11 protein-coding genes are annotated in these 14,756 nt (G+C 47.7%); 3 read left to right on the forward strand and 8 right to left on the reverse strand.

Annotation, left to right across the window (positions count from 1 at the left end):
- Positions 1–149: 149 nt before the first annotated feature.
- The gene (locus tag NP590_RS17855) at positions 150–383 is read left to right on the forward strand and encodes a helix-turn-helix transcriptional regulator (protein WP_256604019.1); all 234 of its coding nucleotides are present in this window, start codon (positions 150–152) and stop codon (positions 381–383) included.
- On the forward strand, positions 380–1,642 hold the full coding sequence (locus NP590_RS17860) for a type II toxin-antitoxin system HipA family toxin (RefSeq protein ID WP_256604020.1): 1,263 nt from the start codon (positions 380–382) through the stop codon (positions 1,640–1,642). Before NP590_RS17855 ends, NP590_RS17860 begins: the two co-directional genes overlap by 4 nt.
- A gap of 50 nt (positions 1,643–1,692) precedes the next feature.
- Here the strand turns inward: NP590_RS17860 and NP590_RS17865 are convergent, their stop codons facing one another.
- Genes NP590_RS17865 through NP590_RS17880 form a run of 4 tightly spaced genes read right to left on the reverse strand, consistent with a single transcriptional unit; the run spans position 1,693 to position 4,755 of the window.
- Positions 1,693–2,223, reverse strand: a complete 531-nt coding sequence (locus tag NP590_RS17865) for a hypothetical protein (RefSeq protein ID WP_256604021.1) — start codon at positions 2,221–2,223, stop codon at positions 1,693–1,695.
- The gene (locus tag NP590_RS17870) at positions 2,204–4,090 is read right to left on the reverse strand and encodes a DUF927 domain-containing protein (RefSeq protein ID WP_256604022.1); all 1,887 of its coding nucleotides are present in this window, start codon (positions 4,088–4,090) and stop codon (positions 2,204–2,206) included. The genes NP590_RS17865 and NP590_RS17870 overlap by 20 nt, the downstream gene beginning before the upstream one ends.
- Positions 4,077–4,526: a hypothetical protein gene (locus NP590_RS17875; RefSeq protein WP_256604023.1), complete on the reverse strand. Its 450-nt coding sequence runs from the start codon at positions 4,524–4,526 to the stop codon at positions 4,077–4,079. Before NP590_RS17875 ends, NP590_RS17870 begins: the two co-directional genes overlap by 14 nt.
- Complete coding sequence (locus NP590_RS17880) at positions 4,516–4,755, reverse strand: helix-turn-helix transcriptional regulator (protein ID WP_256604024.1); 240 nt, start codon at positions 4,753–4,755, stop codon at positions 4,516–4,518. Before NP590_RS17880 ends, NP590_RS17875 begins: the two co-directional genes overlap by 11 nt.
- 707 nt (positions 4,756–5,462) lie before the next feature.
- On the opposite strand from NP590_RS17880, the gene NP590_RS17885 reads away from it, so the two are divergent.
- Positions 5,463–6,980, forward strand: a complete 1,518-nt coding sequence (locus NP590_RS17885; protein WP_256604025.1) for a sigma-54 interaction domain-containing protein — start codon at positions 5,463–5,465, stop codon at positions 6,978–6,980.
- Between the two features lie 94 nt (positions 6,981–7,074).
- On the opposite strand, the gene NP590_RS17890 is transcribed toward NP590_RS17885, so the two are convergent.
- The 4 genes from NP590_RS17890 to NP590_RS17905 form a co-directional block, all read right to left on the reverse strand.
- Entirely contained in the window at positions 7,075–9,612 is a 2,538-nt protein-coding gene (locus tag NP590_RS17890) for a helicase-related protein (protein ID WP_256604026.1), read from the reverse strand.
- 200 nt (positions 9,613–9,812) lie between these two features.
- A complete protein-coding gene (locus NP590_RS17895; protein WP_256604027.1) occupies positions 9,813–12,269 on the reverse strand; it encodes a dynamin family protein in 2,457 nt (818 codons plus the stop codon).
- A gap of 36 nt (positions 12,270–12,305) precedes the next feature.
- Positions 12,306–13,193, reverse strand: a complete 888-nt coding sequence (locus tag NP590_RS17900; RefSeq protein WP_256604028.1) for a hypothetical protein — start codon at positions 13,191–13,193, stop codon at positions 12,306–12,308.
- Positions 13,193–14,752, reverse strand: coding sequence for an AAA family ATPase (locus tag NP590_RS17905; protein ID WP_256604029.1), 1,560 nt, complete (start codon positions 14,750–14,752; stop codon positions 13,193–13,195). Before NP590_RS17905 ends, NP590_RS17900 begins: the two co-directional genes overlap by 1 nt.
- Positions 14,753–14,756 lie beyond the last annotated feature (4 nt).

Below are 14,756 nucleotides of genomic sequence, written 5' to 3' on the forward strand. Positions count from 1 at the left end.
ATAGACTTGACAGAGAAAGGGGCTATTTTTCCCGAACGGGAACTTCAATGCTTGTCTATCGTAAATTCTAAATTAATTTTCCCGTACGGGAAATTAAACTTGCATATTCGTTGCTCTCGCCTAATAATTTCCCGAACGGGAAAAACCTTATGATCAACATCCAATCTACCCAACAACTTGGCCAGGCGCTACGCACCGCCCGCAAACAGCTCGGATTAACTCAATCCGAATTGGCGTTGGCGGCAGGTGTTGGCGTTCGCTTTATCGTCGACCTAGAAGCAGGCAAGCCGACCGTGCGTCTGGAAACGGTGATGCGTGTGATTGAAGCACTGGGCGGGCAGGTCATGCTCGATGGCCTGCCGGACATGAACAAAGCAACATGAGTTATTTGCTCGCCGTCTATTTATTCGATCGTCGAGTGGGGGATTTGGCCCTGGTTGAAGGCAGACTGCGATTTAGCTACAACGCCAACTGGCTTCAACATGCCGACGCCGTCCCGCTATCCTGCTCGTTACCGTTGCAAGTAGAGGTTTTCAACGACCAACAGTCGCGGCCTTTCTTTGCCGGACTGTTACCGGAGGGCAAGTTACGCCAACTAATCGCACGCCAATTTCAGATCTCGAAGCAAAACGACTTTGCATTGCTCAATCATATCGGAGGTGAATGCGCCGGCGCCGTTTCGCTATTGCCGCCAGACCGATTACCCGCTGTATCTGAACCAGCGCACGAGGTCGACTGGTTATCCGACTCCGACGTACTGGCCTTGCTGGACGAATTGCCACAGCGGCCGATGCTGGCCGGTCAGGATGGTTTGCGCTTATCACTGGCCGGCGCTCAGGACAAATTACCGGTGGTATTTGATGGTCAACGAATCGGTCTGCCCCGCAATGGTACGCCCAGTAGCCATATTCTCAAACCGGCTATCGCTGCCGTTGAAGACAGCGTGATCAATGAAGGGTTCTGCCTGGCATTGGCAGCTGCGATGCAATTCCAGACCGCACAGTCGAGGATTTGTACCATTCGCGACCGCTCATTTTTGCTGGTCGAGCGTTATGACAGAACTCAAGCTACAAATGGCCAACGCTTGCGGCTGCATCAGGAAGATTTCTGCCAGGCACTTGGCGTGGTACCGGAACTCAAATACCAGAACGAGGGTGGGCCGGGTTTGGACCAGTGTTTTGACTTGGTCCGCCGCGTGACCCGACCGAGTGCGCCACAGGTACTGCGTCTGCTGGATGCGGTGATTTTCAATGCCTTGATTGGCAACCACGATGCTCACGCCAAGAACTTTTCTATCTTGCATGCCGACAAGGGCCCAGTTCTGGCCCCGCTCTACGACGTATTGTCAACCGCCGTTTATCCCAGCCTGACGCCCAAGATGGCGATGCAGTTGGGTGGCAAATACAAATTCAGCGAATTGCAGGCAAGACACTGGGATCGCTTTGCCCAAGCGGCGGGCTTATCGGTAGCGCAAACCCGAAAACGCATTCTAGGTTTGTGCCAACGGCTACCTCTGGTGGCTCGCAGGTTGCAAACATCGGCCGACCATGAATTCGCCGAAAATCCGGTGGTTGAACACATCGTACAGCTGATCGAGCAACGCGCGGCACTGACGGTCAGGCGCTTGACTGATAACGGATAAGGCTAATCGGCTGTCATTGATCCTGGCCTTGTATTGTCTCGTTGAGACTGTTATTGCATCGCAGAAAATTCCTGATACCGCCGCCATTTATCCACCACAATCCGCCAGCCGAATTGACTGCATCGTTGTTCTGACACTTGCAGCAATCGACAACTGGCACAGCGCACGAATCTCCGCGTATCGCCGTGGTGAATTCGCAATGTGTCTTCGGCCAGTTGCAAGGCGTAATGCAGGATGTCGGGGCTTGCCGCACATTCGCTGAGAAACTCGTCGATGACCGTTGAATCGGTTTCGCCAATGGCGTTCAGATAGGCCAGAAGTTTGCTTTGATCTTGGACGTTGAGCTTGTTGACGTTGTTTTGTTGAGGCTTGCTGTTTTGGGGTGTTACCGGTATTACTGGTATTACGGCCAGTCTTGGCGCGGGTTGCTGGGGTATTACCGATTCAGGATCGGGTAACACCGGTGTTAACGCTAAATTATTTTCACTTTGCGTTGCGTGGTGTTGATCGACTGGTTGAGACTGCAGGTCGATTGAATCTGCCAGATAATGCCGGATCACATCAGCCAACATGGTCGTCATCAAATTGAATCACGTAAAACCACGCCGAGCCGCTGTAGAGTTTGACCTGGGTGACATGCTTTTTGGGATTGGGGCCGGATTTCAGGATGCCTTGACCGATCAGCAGTTTAACCGCTAATGCCAAATCGGCATAACCAATCGCCTTTTTGAAACCGGCCGAGCTGAACAACCATTGCCGGCCTCGTTCGGTTTGGCGCCAATAACCGGAACGCTCGCCATGCAGTCGGTTGGGATCGTCGGTTTTGGTAAAACGGCTGTCACCATAGAGTTCGATGTACTGCCGCAACGTATTGGCCAATTGCTGAGGTTCCAGTTCACCGGTTCCACGCTGTTGGCGCCAATGTTTGAAGCAGATCAATGCCGTCTCCATGGCAATGCGTTCAGGCCAACCCGTGACGCCATATTCGCTGACCAACTCGCCAGCCAGACCAATCAAGGCAAAACCGCGGGCGGCTCGGGCTTCCTGAGCCGATAAGGGACCGAAGCGCTGTTCGAAAATGCGTAAACATTGGTCTAGGTAGGCGGCAAAATCGCGTGAATCGCGGGTCAATCGCTCCAGAAAGGCGATGCCGGCGGTGCCATATTGCTCAGACGTGTGCTGATGCAGCGCGGTGGCAAAGGCACGGCCACTACCATAGTCATGCAGATGGTCAAAGGCGCCATGCTGACCAAACACCTGCAACTGCAGAAAGCGCACCAATTCGCCGGCTTTGACCGGAATACCGGCCTTACTCAGATGAGCTTCAATCGAGTCTTCACCGTTGGACAGAATCGCTACCCGCCAATGCTGATGCAGCATGGCTTTACCATTGACCATGGCCCGTTGTTTGCCAACGCCATTGGCCAGTAGATACAGCGACTTGCTGACATCCTGGGCATCGGCTTTACTTATCTCATCCAGACACAGAAAACCATCATTAACCTGCACGGCGGCTGATTCCAGGCCATTCAAGGTTGCCGTCCAGGAGCGCTGGAAACGTTTCGGTTCGCCCCAGACACTGGCAGCCACTTGCATGCCGCTGGTTTTGCCTTGACTGGAGGGACCATAAATATGGATGGCCAGACTGTCCAAATGGCATTTAGCCAGTAAAGGACCACAAAAGGCCAGCGAGACAACGAACAGCAAAAAAGGATTACCGGGACATAAATCCGCGACCTGTTGTTGCCAGGCGGACAAGGTACCAGCTGGCCGATAAAGACTACTGTGTATATTTCCCTCGGACTGCAGAATCACGGCATCACTTGAATCACCAATACTACGATCCGGCAGCACATAAACGTGATCAAACCAACCGGGTGTGGATGTGATCCAGACTGTTCGATCAGGGTGTTGCTGACACAGATATTCCGCCAGACGACTGCGTTGCGGGTAGTGAATATCCAGGCCTTGGTCGAACAAGGCTTTCTGCAATTCATCGCCGCGGCCGGCCAGCAATCGGAATGGCATATTCCACTGTTTGAGTTGTCCTAGACGATCGCGAAATTCCAGCAATAAGCCGAAGTCGCCACCTTGCCGGTTGCGGGCAATGGCCACCGCATTCAATACGCCACAAATTCTGACATCGCGCAGCGCCGGCGGCTCCTTGGCAGACGATTTGCCTAGAAAATGGTAATACACACCGGCGGGCCAACTATGACCAGGACCGCAGGTATGTTCATAAACTTGGTAACAGGGCCGACTATCGGCACAGGGAAAAAGTGCTGCCGCATCCTTCTCGGATGAGGCAGCAACCATGGATTGACGGGCTTGCTGAATCTCGGCCAAATCCGCAGGCGACAACCGCGCTGGCAAAAATCGGTCGAGAGCGGATGTCAATCCGTCCTCGGCCTCGTCATCCAATAACGATTTGGCGTCAGCGTCGGTCATCCCTGTCCACGTCCAGTCGATAAACCACAATCATCTCCCGCACCTGCACCCAACGCTCACCCACCGGTAACCGGGCGTCGTATTCAACGGCCAATTGACTGAAATCCACCCAACTGGGCAAGACGGTAACACTTTCGGCACCATAGTCCAGCAGCACTTTGACCAGCACCAATACCTCATCGTGACCGGCCGTGTGATCACGTTGCCAGTCGACGATTAACATCAGCCCCAGCACCGGCCATCGATACTGGGCCGGTGCTGAGTTAGCAGGACTTACCAGTGTCCATACGGTGGGATTGGATTGCCATTGCCGCGCGCGCTGCCAGGCACCACGACCGAAGCAAATCATAATCGGCCAGGGTGGTGAGGCGGATTGCAGTCTGACAATCAGCTCCTTGCCAAACGGCGGCAACGGTAAGCGTTGACTAGGCAGCATTCTCCACCCATGCAATACCCAGCCGTTCCATCAGTGCGCGAATATCTTCCACCCGCCAGCCGATGGTGCGTTTACTCAATCTGACTTGCTTGGGATAAATGCCGTCTTTTACACCGGCCCACCAAGTGGACTTACTCACCGGAATCAGTGGCGGAATCGGTGGATTGACGGTTGGATCGCCGATAATATGTTTCAAACGTAGAAAACCCGTTTCAGGTAATTTAATCATGTCTATTAACCTCAGAATTATTGAAAAAATGGGGTAGTAGCCTTGGGTTCACATGAATTCAAGTGATCTATCCACCCATACTCAGACCGTTGCCGGCCCAGTCTGCAATCCATGGGATTGCGTAATGTCGCGTCGGACAGAATATCCAAATCGAGTGGCCACTCGCTTGCAGCTAATGACGAATTTGGCATCAGCTGCAAGATCGGAAAATTATTTTTGTCTGATGCGATCTTAGGACGTATTTTTCAGCAAAATTTTTGAAATCAACTTGCAATAAATTGCGAATTCGCAATTTATTGCAACATTAATAAAAAAATTTCGCTTGATACCGGCCAATGCCCGTGAAACAGGGTTTCACGAGATGGCAGAAGCCCAAAAACGTCCTGGAGGATATTGTGAAGCGTAATTTTGGAAGGTCGTCTTCGAAATCGCGATAATTAGTGCGATTTCGATAATTGGCGAAAAATTATTTGCCAACCCGACAGTGATTAAGCATATAAAAAATTTACTCGGCTTTGATTAGCTGACCCAGAGTTGTGGAAGTAATTTGGCGATGGGACACGTTTTTTACAGGATAGTAAATTCGATGATCTAACGGTTAGGGTAAAAATATTTGTAACCCACAAGTTTTGTTATTTTTTAATTGGGCTATTCGTTTCTTTGGGTTTATTCTACATGCCAATTTGCTGACTAGACTGCTCGATCAAATGAATACAAACATTCTGTTGTCTTGGCTGGGCATTACCGATCTCAAAGCAGCCAGCTTGCTGCCTGACTCGTCTCAAACCCCAATAGGTGATGGGCCCATATTAGGTGCCCTAAAAAATCTCTCATTCGACGAACTTCACTTGCTGCATGATCAAGATCCTCAGCAAGTCCATGCTTATATGGATTGGTTAAGTCAGTATAGCGGTATCAAAATTTTCCCCATCCCATGCTCTCTGCGTTCCCCAATCGATTTCGGCGACATACATCAAGCGGTAGATGGTTATCTGCAAAAGCTGACTCGTGAACAGCCTGATCTGGATATCAGCATCCACCTGTCTCCCGGCACACCCTCGATGACAGCGGTTTCCATTTTGCTGGGTAAAACCAAATACAACACACGGTTCGTTCAGTCGACTAAGGAGAAAGGCGGTGAGTTTGTTGCCATACCATTCGACATCTCTGCCGAATTCGTTCCTCAAATCGTCAAGCGTGCCGATCAAAAGCTTAGCGCGCTGGCCCTGGATCAAGCGCCTACGTCAGCAGCGTTTTCAGACATCATTACTCAAAACCCCGACTTTCAGCGTGTCATTCGAAAAGCGGAAAAAATCGCGCTGCGCGATGTTCCGGCACTGATCATGGGGGAATCTGGTACCGGCAAAGAGCTTTTTGCCAAAGCTATTCATAACGCCAGCCAACGTCAAGGCAAGCCATTTGTAACTGTCAATTGCGGCGCAATCCCCAAAGATTTGATTGATTCAGAACTGTTTGGCCACATCAAAGGCGCGTTTACCGGCGCAGTCAGTAACAAAATCGGCTATTTCGAGGCAGCTGATAGTGGCACCTTATTTTTAGATGAATTTGGTGAACTGCCGGAAGACGCTCAAGTGAGGTTGCTCCGTGTCCTGCAATCCGGCGAAATCAGCAAGGTTGGCGACAGCAAAATGCATATAGTCGATGTGCGCGTGATCGCGGCGACCAATCGCGATCTCGCGCAACACATTGCTGACGGGCGTTTTCGTGAAGACCTGTTTTACCGCGTCGCCATTGGTGTTTTGACATTGCCCCCGTTGCGAGAGCGCAGTGGTGATCTCGCTTTGTTGGTGGATCATTTAATGACATCAATCAATCGTGAAGCATCCAATCAACCGGGCTATGTTGATAAAAAACTTTCTGTAAAAGCTAAAAATATTATCTTGAGCCATACTTGGCCGGGTAATATACGAGAATTACACGGCACGTTATTACGCGCTTCAATCTGGGCGGAATCGGATACCATAAGCGAGTTTGATATCAAGGAAGCTATGATTAGCCGACCGGTCAACGGCAATAAAAGCGATTTGCCGGAAATTGGCTCAGGCCTTGATATTCAAGGTTTACTGGACAATATCAAACGACAATACATTACCAAGGCACTGGCACAGGTGGCCGGTAATAAGAAAAAAGCCACAGCGTTGTTAGGTCTGCCGAACTATCAAACCCTCAGCAATTGGATGGACAAGCTGGGTTTAGAGGAATAATCGGCGCGATCTTCTCGTGAGAAACACCATGGAGTAGAATTGACATGAAATTTTTAAACAGACACCCCATTGACAACTAATCAAGGATTACAAATTAAACAAAAGCAATCGCAGCAATTGGCCAAACAGCATGTCTAATTCCACGGGAAATTTCTTCATCGCTTGGCATTCGAAGTTTCGGAATCATTTCATTTTCAACAGCTTTCATTTTCATTCTGATTTCAGGCGAAGCAGGCTCTTTAGAGCGTTGGGCTTTAGTAATAGAGCGAACAACTTCGGCCTGTCTATCGGACGTCAATTCCGTTACGTCCCCTGAGCTTGATAGCGCAACGCCAACAAGCGACAAAGCAACCTCTCGGCTATTACCAAGTTCATAATGAATAGTCTGCCTTATAAAAAAAAGTAAGCCTATGATTGATTCAACATTTAGGGCAGATTGAATATCTGAATCGAGTCTAAGTAGCGCACAACCAACTAATTTATCAGGTATAAATCGGCTCCTTAATATTTCCGTAACTTCCGGCAAATTCAGCCCTAATGAATAAACTGACCGCCCATTAAGTGAATCGATAGGCAAACCGCCAGTATCTCCACAAGCATAGATTTTCGATCCAAATTCCAAAGCTGGTAACTTTTCTTCAACGGCGACAATCTCATCATCTCTGAATTCAAAAGTAGGCAAACCAACATCATCTGTGGAGGAAGCGTCCCCGTATCTTGTTAAGAATGTTGCTAAGTCACTCCAGGATGCAGCTCCAGGATCAATAGCACGTATCTTTTCTGCTTCGTGGCGGTAAGTATCGTCAAATGAGTTCCACGTTTTGAATCCTTCGGTTACCAATTTACCAATAGCATTGGACTCTTGAAGCCCTAACGGTCCTGGAGGAGCTCCACCTATTACTCCCTCCAATTCCTTAGGCGGCACTAGTGACATAACGCGGCTAAATAGAATCTCAAATTGTTCGGGGTCTAGCTGTGAAGAAATAAGGGCCAATTTCTCCCTGGCAATACGATACATATCGACTTCACGGCTACCAGCCACAACCGTTGTATCAACGATAATCGTTTTACGAGAACCGAACCGATGAACCCGACCGACACGCTGCTCAAGATCCATCGGATTCCAGGGCACATCTAAATGAACTAATCGTCTAGCACGCTGCATGTTAAGACCTTCACCACCAGCACGCGAAGATACTAAAAACCTCGGTCCTTCAGGAGATTGGAACTGTCTGACTTGGGATAAACGCTCATCGTCGCTCTGGTTACCTATGATGATTGCAGGATCAACACCAAATCGTTTTTTCAAAAATGTTGCTACAACGCCAACGGTTTCGACTGGTTGAGCAAAAAATACAATTTTTTCGTCACCAGCCGCTTCGATAACTTTGCATAACGCCTCCCACTTTGCATCTGCGGCTTCGGTTTGCAGGAGAGCAATCCCTTCACGTAATAGCTCACTTAGTTGAACTGGATCGGGTGTCCAAACTTCATCATCAAGTTCTTCAAGATCACTAACGGTATCGTCGCTTTCTTTCTGAAGACCGATTTGTTTTAGTAATCGGGCATACAAGGATGGAATAGATTCATCTGCTGGACCACCACGATAAGGGCGCAGAGCACCAATTGCATCATGAAGGGTTTTGTGAGTTATGTCCCAACCAAGTCTACGTAGACTAAGCCGAACAAGAAAACCCAAACCAGCCTGCACACTTGATGCCGCCCATTGTAATGCTTGTCCCTTAGCCCAGCCAGTAGCTCGGTTACGACTGCTGCTACCATTTGTGGGTGCATCGTAAAGCTGACAGATGCCTTCGTACCACTTTTCATACGCTCCACCTAAAGAAACAACGATCGGGGGATTGATTTGGCGACTTGGAAATAGCGGTTGTCCTCGCCAATCTCTGACTCGATCCTTTGTCCGGTAAATAACTTTTCCTGCAACGCTTTCGAGAGTTTGACCATCATCCGCCAATAAGCGAAGTAAATTTTTAAATCGTGCCTCACTTCCTTGATGGGGAGTTCCACTCATTAAAAACAGACGACCATCGGCGGGTTGACAATTAACGAGTTGTTGCACCAGACGAAATGACTGATTTGGCTTGCCCCCGGAAATACCCCAATCAGACAAGTGATGGCATTCGTCAACAAAGATCACATCCCATGGACCACTATTCACAACCATTTTGGGATTGTCACCAAAAACCGCCTTATTGATACTGGCGACAACAAGACGGTCTGCCTCAAGCCTGGCATCACCAGAATTTCCTGCTGACCATTTTCGAGCGTCGAGGTCTAGTTTGTCGCGTAATTCATTCACGACGTTACTTACCAATCTGGCCGGAGCAAGATATAACACTCGTATTGCAGCATTTTGATCCAGCAGCCTTCGGATTAATAAACCAGCCTCAATCGTCTTACCCAGTCCGACTTCATCGCCTATCAATACCTTTTTTAGATTGGGGTCGGTCAATATGTGTTGCACCAAACTAACTTGATGCATCAGTGTTGCTGCCTTATGAACATCTAGTCGGCGTTGAGGGTCTTCGGCAATTAAATACGCAGCATGTAGTCGAGCTAATGTTCGTGACGACATAGCCAGCCAATTGTCGCCTTCCGGCAGAGCATCCATTAACGTTGTCGTCGTTGGTTGGCTGGTTGTTCGTCGCTTGTCTACGTTGTGTTCAAGCAATGGAATTGGGCTCGTGCTACCGAGTAACCTGCGTGGAGGCGATACCAAATCATAAGAATCGAATCCAAAATCATTGACAATCCGTAATATCGCCCTTGGTATACCGCTATATTCAATGAGTGATGACATATAGATTGTGGCTAGACAGCTTCAGCCGAAGGTTCGCAAATTGGACATTGAGCTAAAACCGCTTCAATGTCGGCCAACACTTTTGACCTTCTTTGCGCATCTGAACGTTTCATTCTTTCCTCATGCCTTTCTACAATAAGGTTTGCAGTATCTAGTAAAGGCTCACCCCATTGGGAGAAGGTAGTTTGAATTTCCTCTCTGACAACTTTGTAGTTTGATTGCAATATTTCGATGGCAGGTTCTTTTGCTGCGTCAGTAGCCTGCCTAGCTAAGGCATTAAACAAATGAAGTATGCGTGTTTTTACGCCTGGACCTATATCGTTGCCATCAGCCACAAATTTTTGACAAGCATTTTCAATAGGCTTACGGATTGCTTCTCTTAGTTTTTGTTTTACTAGAGCCCGTAACTCATCAACAGCTTCCTTGCCGACTTGGTTCATCTGATCCGCTTGATTTGAAATCCGGGTTTGCTGGTTTTCTAAGAGTGTTTTGTTGATTTGGGCGCCACCATTTTCGATCGCCCACTCACAAATTTCTTGTACCATTTCGGCTATATCCGAAGACAAATCTTTCGTTCGTTTTCTAATTCCTTTGAGCAGTTTTTGCCCCCAAACCGCCGCCATAGGCTCTTGAAAGTAGTTTGCAATGTCATCTGGCAGACTGATTGTACGGCTTCCATAAAAGGTACCGCCGCGACGAACGGCAGCCCTAAGTGTCGCCCAATGCGCCCACTGTAAGTCATACAAATAGCTGTTTACTTCCGTTTCCGCGACGCCCCGAGCTTCCAAAACCAATTCGCGGATTGAAGCTTGGACTGTTTCTTCGAGGAACTCCCGAAAGCCCCCGACCCGAAGGTCGTACTCCTTTTGCTTAGGACCCATAAATTGTTCTAATGCATCAGCTAATTTCTCAGCCTCTTCCGCTGCGCGTGTTCTCTCTTTCCACTGTGCTTCGATGATGGATAATTCATTGAGCAAATTGTCCGATAGTCGTTTCGAAACTTCATCGATTCTACGACGCAGATTTTGGCGTTCCCCTTCGCTTAAGTCTTTTAGGCTTGCTTGCAGAGTAGGAATACCGGTTTGTTCTAAATCGGGTAAAAAAGCTTTATCTTCATCATCGTCGATCAATATCTTCCGGTATTCGGGTGCGGAAACAGGATGGATTTGCAAAGAATCCAAAATGTTCTCGCGTGCTTGCTCACGTGCTCTGCGTACAGTTTCGTTATCTGAAGTACCAATCTTACTAAGCTGTTCTTTGATCTGGCTGAGCATTCGAGGACGAAACTCCTCAACTAAGTTTGCAAAGACCTCACGTTTTTTCGGTCGTTTGCCATCAGAGTCTTCAACTGTGTTTCTCCATTCCTCTGCTGCGACATCGTCAACTTTGGTAACCGTAATGAGCATTGAGCAAGGATCGCTTTCTGGGTCATCAGTCGCTCCCACCAACCGATCCCAATAACCACTGGTACGTAGCAACTCAATTGTTGATTCTGTCGGTCCAGCCCGATCAACTACAACAATGACAGCGCGTGCTTCTTCACCCACATATCTGCTAGTGACGGTGCGATAAGTGTCATTTGCAATCCCGACGCCTGGTAAATCTACTAATGTCACGCCAGCTTTGAGAACATCGGAAGGCCAGCCGACATGAATTTCCTCAATCAATGGAGACAAAAATCCAGCAGCATGGGCCTTGAGATCGTCCATGAACTCTTTTTTATCATCACCTTGGCATTTTTCGTGGCTGCGATTCGTGCGACTAGGCTTAATAACTTCCTTAACTCTATCGATTCGCTTTTGATCATCCGTATCCAGAGTGGAATGCCATCTTAATTTGCCATCACAGGCAACGCGGAGTGCATCGACAAGGTAAGCAAGGGGTTTGTCGCTGAACTGATTGCCGGTAACGATTTGTTTAGCCTGTTTTATAAACCCTTCGATTGGATCATGAGTCGGCCCATCACTACTGGACGATTCGGCTGTAATGGTTGCACGCTCAAGCAAATCCTGTCTTTCATCATCATTTAATTCATGTTGAAAATCACTAGGTTCATCAACTGTGGGTTCTTTAGTTAAGGTAGTATTCTGCTTTGCTTTGGACTTTTGTTGATGAGTCAGGCGACTTTCCAATGCAAATGCAACGTTCCATAAATGCTTGCGAGGTTGGTATGTCACCTTAAAAGTAGGAATCTCACTATAAAACACCTTAGTAGCCTGAGCTGTTAAAGGACCAATACCACCAGCAGGCAGAACCTGCTCCTTACCGGCTGCTAGTGCATTCAGCAGTGTGCTTTTTCCGATGCCAGAGTTTCCAAGAAAACACACCGTGATCGAATCAGGCATTGCCAAAAGCTTTTTTAGCCGCTCATAGTCGTTTTCGAAACCAGCAATCCGGTCTTTTGAATAAGTTTCAAAAAAAGGTTTTGCATGTGTTTCATACCATTGCAACAACTGCTGCTCTTTCATTCGATCTCCTTATTAAGTTTTTCTTCTTATTAACAATTATTGGCCTGAACCTTCAATCACAAAATTATGGCAACTGTTTTGTTCCCATTTATTCCATTCATCCGTAAAGTTATCATTCGATAACCGAGTAACTAAAACATCACCATCGCCTTCATCCAAACCGATACCGTATTGCAAGCAGCCTCGATCAGTTAACACAAACCTGTCATGCAATAACCGTTTCGCTTTAATAAAAAATTTGACGCTAATTCCGGTCGGTAATAGCGTATGTAAGACAGACTTGCATTCACTTTCGAATTGTCCAATTGTTCTGTTATTGCTTTCGTAGGTTGTAACGTATTTGATTTGTAAGATTTTCGGTGCGTGGGCTTGTGCTTGCAGGCGCCTAGCAAATTCAATCAATACCTTTGAAAACCTAGCATCGGCAGGCTCAAAGTTCCGATCAATTAAAACCAAAACCCTTGAAAGATGTAGCAGTGGCGATGCCGCATCCACCATTTGCTTTGCGTTTCTGGAAACGGAAAAACTAGGTGGACTTTTCCATTGAGGAACCTTCCATGTATCAGCGATTGTGGTCACGTCGGCTTGCTCAGTAGGCTGGTGATTTAGTATTGCCCTAAACGGTCTTCGACTGTGCTCGTCAACAGCATTTTCTATCCATTTTTTGTTGTCATCCCAAATAACCGATTGCCTCTCGTACAAGGCTCGTTTTTCAAGTGCGATTAGCAATTCTATTAGAGCATTTCGCTCTGAGTCGTCACGAGCATGCTTTTTAATTAGCTCTCTAGCATATTGAGTCCATTTACGCTTCCTTGGGTATTCACTAATCAATCGGCCTTGGTCAATTCCAAAGGCTTCATAAAGAAAAGCAACGTCACTAATATTTTTAAATAAAGCGGGTGAAACAGCATATTCGTAGATCATTAGTCGAACATCCTTCCGATCTCTTCGGATAAATCTTCCAGATCACCGAAGTATTCCTTCTCCCGTTCTTCAAAGAAACCTCGTGGCCAGCGGTCATCAAACCGACCTTCTTCATTGATGCGAAGATGCTTCAATACCGTGCCTTGGCTGGAGGACTCGACGTAATACACCGCGACTCTGTCGGGAGATAGTTTTAGCTCTTCAGCTACTTGGCCTTCACTCGATTGGCGTATCCGTCTCAAGAGTCTTAACAGCAAATGTTCACTATGGGTTTCGATCAGAAATTGCCGACTGAATCCCGCTTCATCATTGGTTTGCTGAATGAACAGATCGCCCAAAGCAACCTGTACCGCTGGATGGATATGCAGTTCCGGTTGTTCTATCGCCGCGATACCGCTTTTTTGCGCTAGTGCGGCAACGACAACCGGTATAACCTGAGAAATACCTATTCCCACGTCTTGTGGCGCAACATCCAAAAAGTCCTTCTCTTGCCGTAATAACAAACGCTTTTTTTCCGGTAAGGCTTCGATTTCTTGCCGAATCATTTCGTAGTTATCCAGAAAGTCTTCACCCTGAGATAAGGCGGACATTGCCATGCCGTCCACGTCCAGTTCTTTGTATCGCTTAACGTCCACTCGGTAACCGGTATTCAATCGCGTTTCCCAGGTCAGCCACTTATTCAGTTCATCGACCTGCGACAAAGAGGCATCGTTAATCCAGTCCCAAGCTGCTAAGCCTGTAGACCATCGGGATTCGTCGGGCGATTTGGAAGGTTGATAGGTACGATCCGGTACTACGCGAATCGGGCCAAGGTATTTAAGTTTTCTAAGATTGCTGCGTAGATACTCACCCGGAGAAATCAGGCAAAAATTAATTAATTCGCTGAATTCGCCAAGATCACGGGCCGCAAATACGCTCCGGATTTCGTCAAAGAGCGTCTCGTGTTTTGAATTAGCCCGCTGGGATAACTCATAGTCCACCGTCGTTCGGTCATCCCACTTGATGTCAACATCTGATGGCTCAAGCTCTAAACCCTCGCAAAACCAAGGATGGCGTATGTTAAAGCTCACCACATGCTGCAATCCGGTGCTGTCATCGGCTGTTACTTTGGCTGCGACAACACCATTGATACCTACTTCATAATCAGCTTGTGTTGGCTGCTCAAGAAAGCTGCTCCATTTAATGTCTAACTGTACCCATGCCGACATAGCTTGACCACTCCATTCTTGGAAGGCTGGAGAATCTGGATAGTCGGAATAATCGACCAGATCAATATCCGTTAAATCAAGATCGAATCGGAGTGAGATGGGTAAATTGGCATCATGGTTATGAACCAAGTTTCGAAAACCACCCAGGTCTACAGCATCACCGCCTTGAATGGTTTTGTCCGGATCAGTATTGGCACGTTCAAGGATTTCCCTGGCAAACAATAAGGCCTGAAGAATGGTACTTTTACCGGCGCTGTTTGCGCCAAACAACAAAGTAATTGGTTTTAGTTCAACACAAACAGATTCACCGATGCCTTTGAAATTTTGCAGTGTGATAGATTTAATACTCATGTCT

The organism is Methylomonas subterranea (genome assembly GCF_024505185.1).
Lineage (GTDB): Bacteria > Pseudomonadota > Gammaproteobacteria > Methylococcales > Methylomonadaceae > Methylomonas > Methylomonas subterranea.

Bases quoted from the DNA above. Each gene is read 5' to 3' on its own strand.
- NP590_RS17890 (WP_256604026.1), bottom strand. From the start codon at position 9,612: ATGGATGCTCTGCCGGAAGGCGACAATTGGCTGGCTATGTCGTCACGA.
- NP590_RS17880 (WP_256604024.1), bottom strand. From the start codon at position 4,755: ATGATTAAATTACCTGAAACGGGTTTTCTACGTTTGAAACATATTATC.
- NP590_RS17865 (WP_256604021.1), bottom strand. From the start codon at position 2,223: ATGACGACCATGTTGGCTGATGTGATCCGGCATTATCTGGCAGATTCA.
- NP590_RS17905 (WP_256604029.1), bottom strand. From the start codon at position 14,752: ATGAGTATTAAATCTATCACACTGCAAAATTTCAAAGGCATCGGTGAA.
- NP590_RS17895 (WP_256604027.1), bottom strand. From the start codon at position 12,269: ATGAAAGAGCAGCAGTTGTTGCAATGGTATGAAACACATGCAAAACCT.
- NP590_RS17885 (WP_256604025.1), top strand. From the start codon at position 5,463: ATGAATACAAACATTCTGTTGTCTTGGCTGGGCATTACCGATCTCAAA.
- NP590_RS17875 (WP_256604023.1), bottom strand. From the start codon at position 4,526: ATGCTGCCTAGTCAACGCTTACCGTTGCCGCCGTTTGGCAAGGAGCTG.
- NP590_RS17860 (WP_256604020.1), top strand. From the start codon at position 380: ATGAGTTATTTGCTCGCCGTCTATTTATTCGATCGTCGAGTGGGGGAT.
- NP590_RS17900 (WP_256604028.1), bottom strand. From the start codon at position 13,193: ATGATCTACGAATATGCTGTTTCACCCGCTTTATTTAAAAATATTAGT.
- NP590_RS17870 (WP_256604022.1), bottom strand. From the start codon at position 4,090: ATGACCGACGCTGACGCCAAATCGTTATTGGATGACGAGGCCGAGGAC.
- NP590_RS17855 (WP_256604019.1), top strand. From the start codon at position 150: ATGATCAACATCCAATCTACCCAACAACTTGGCCAGGCGCTACGCACC.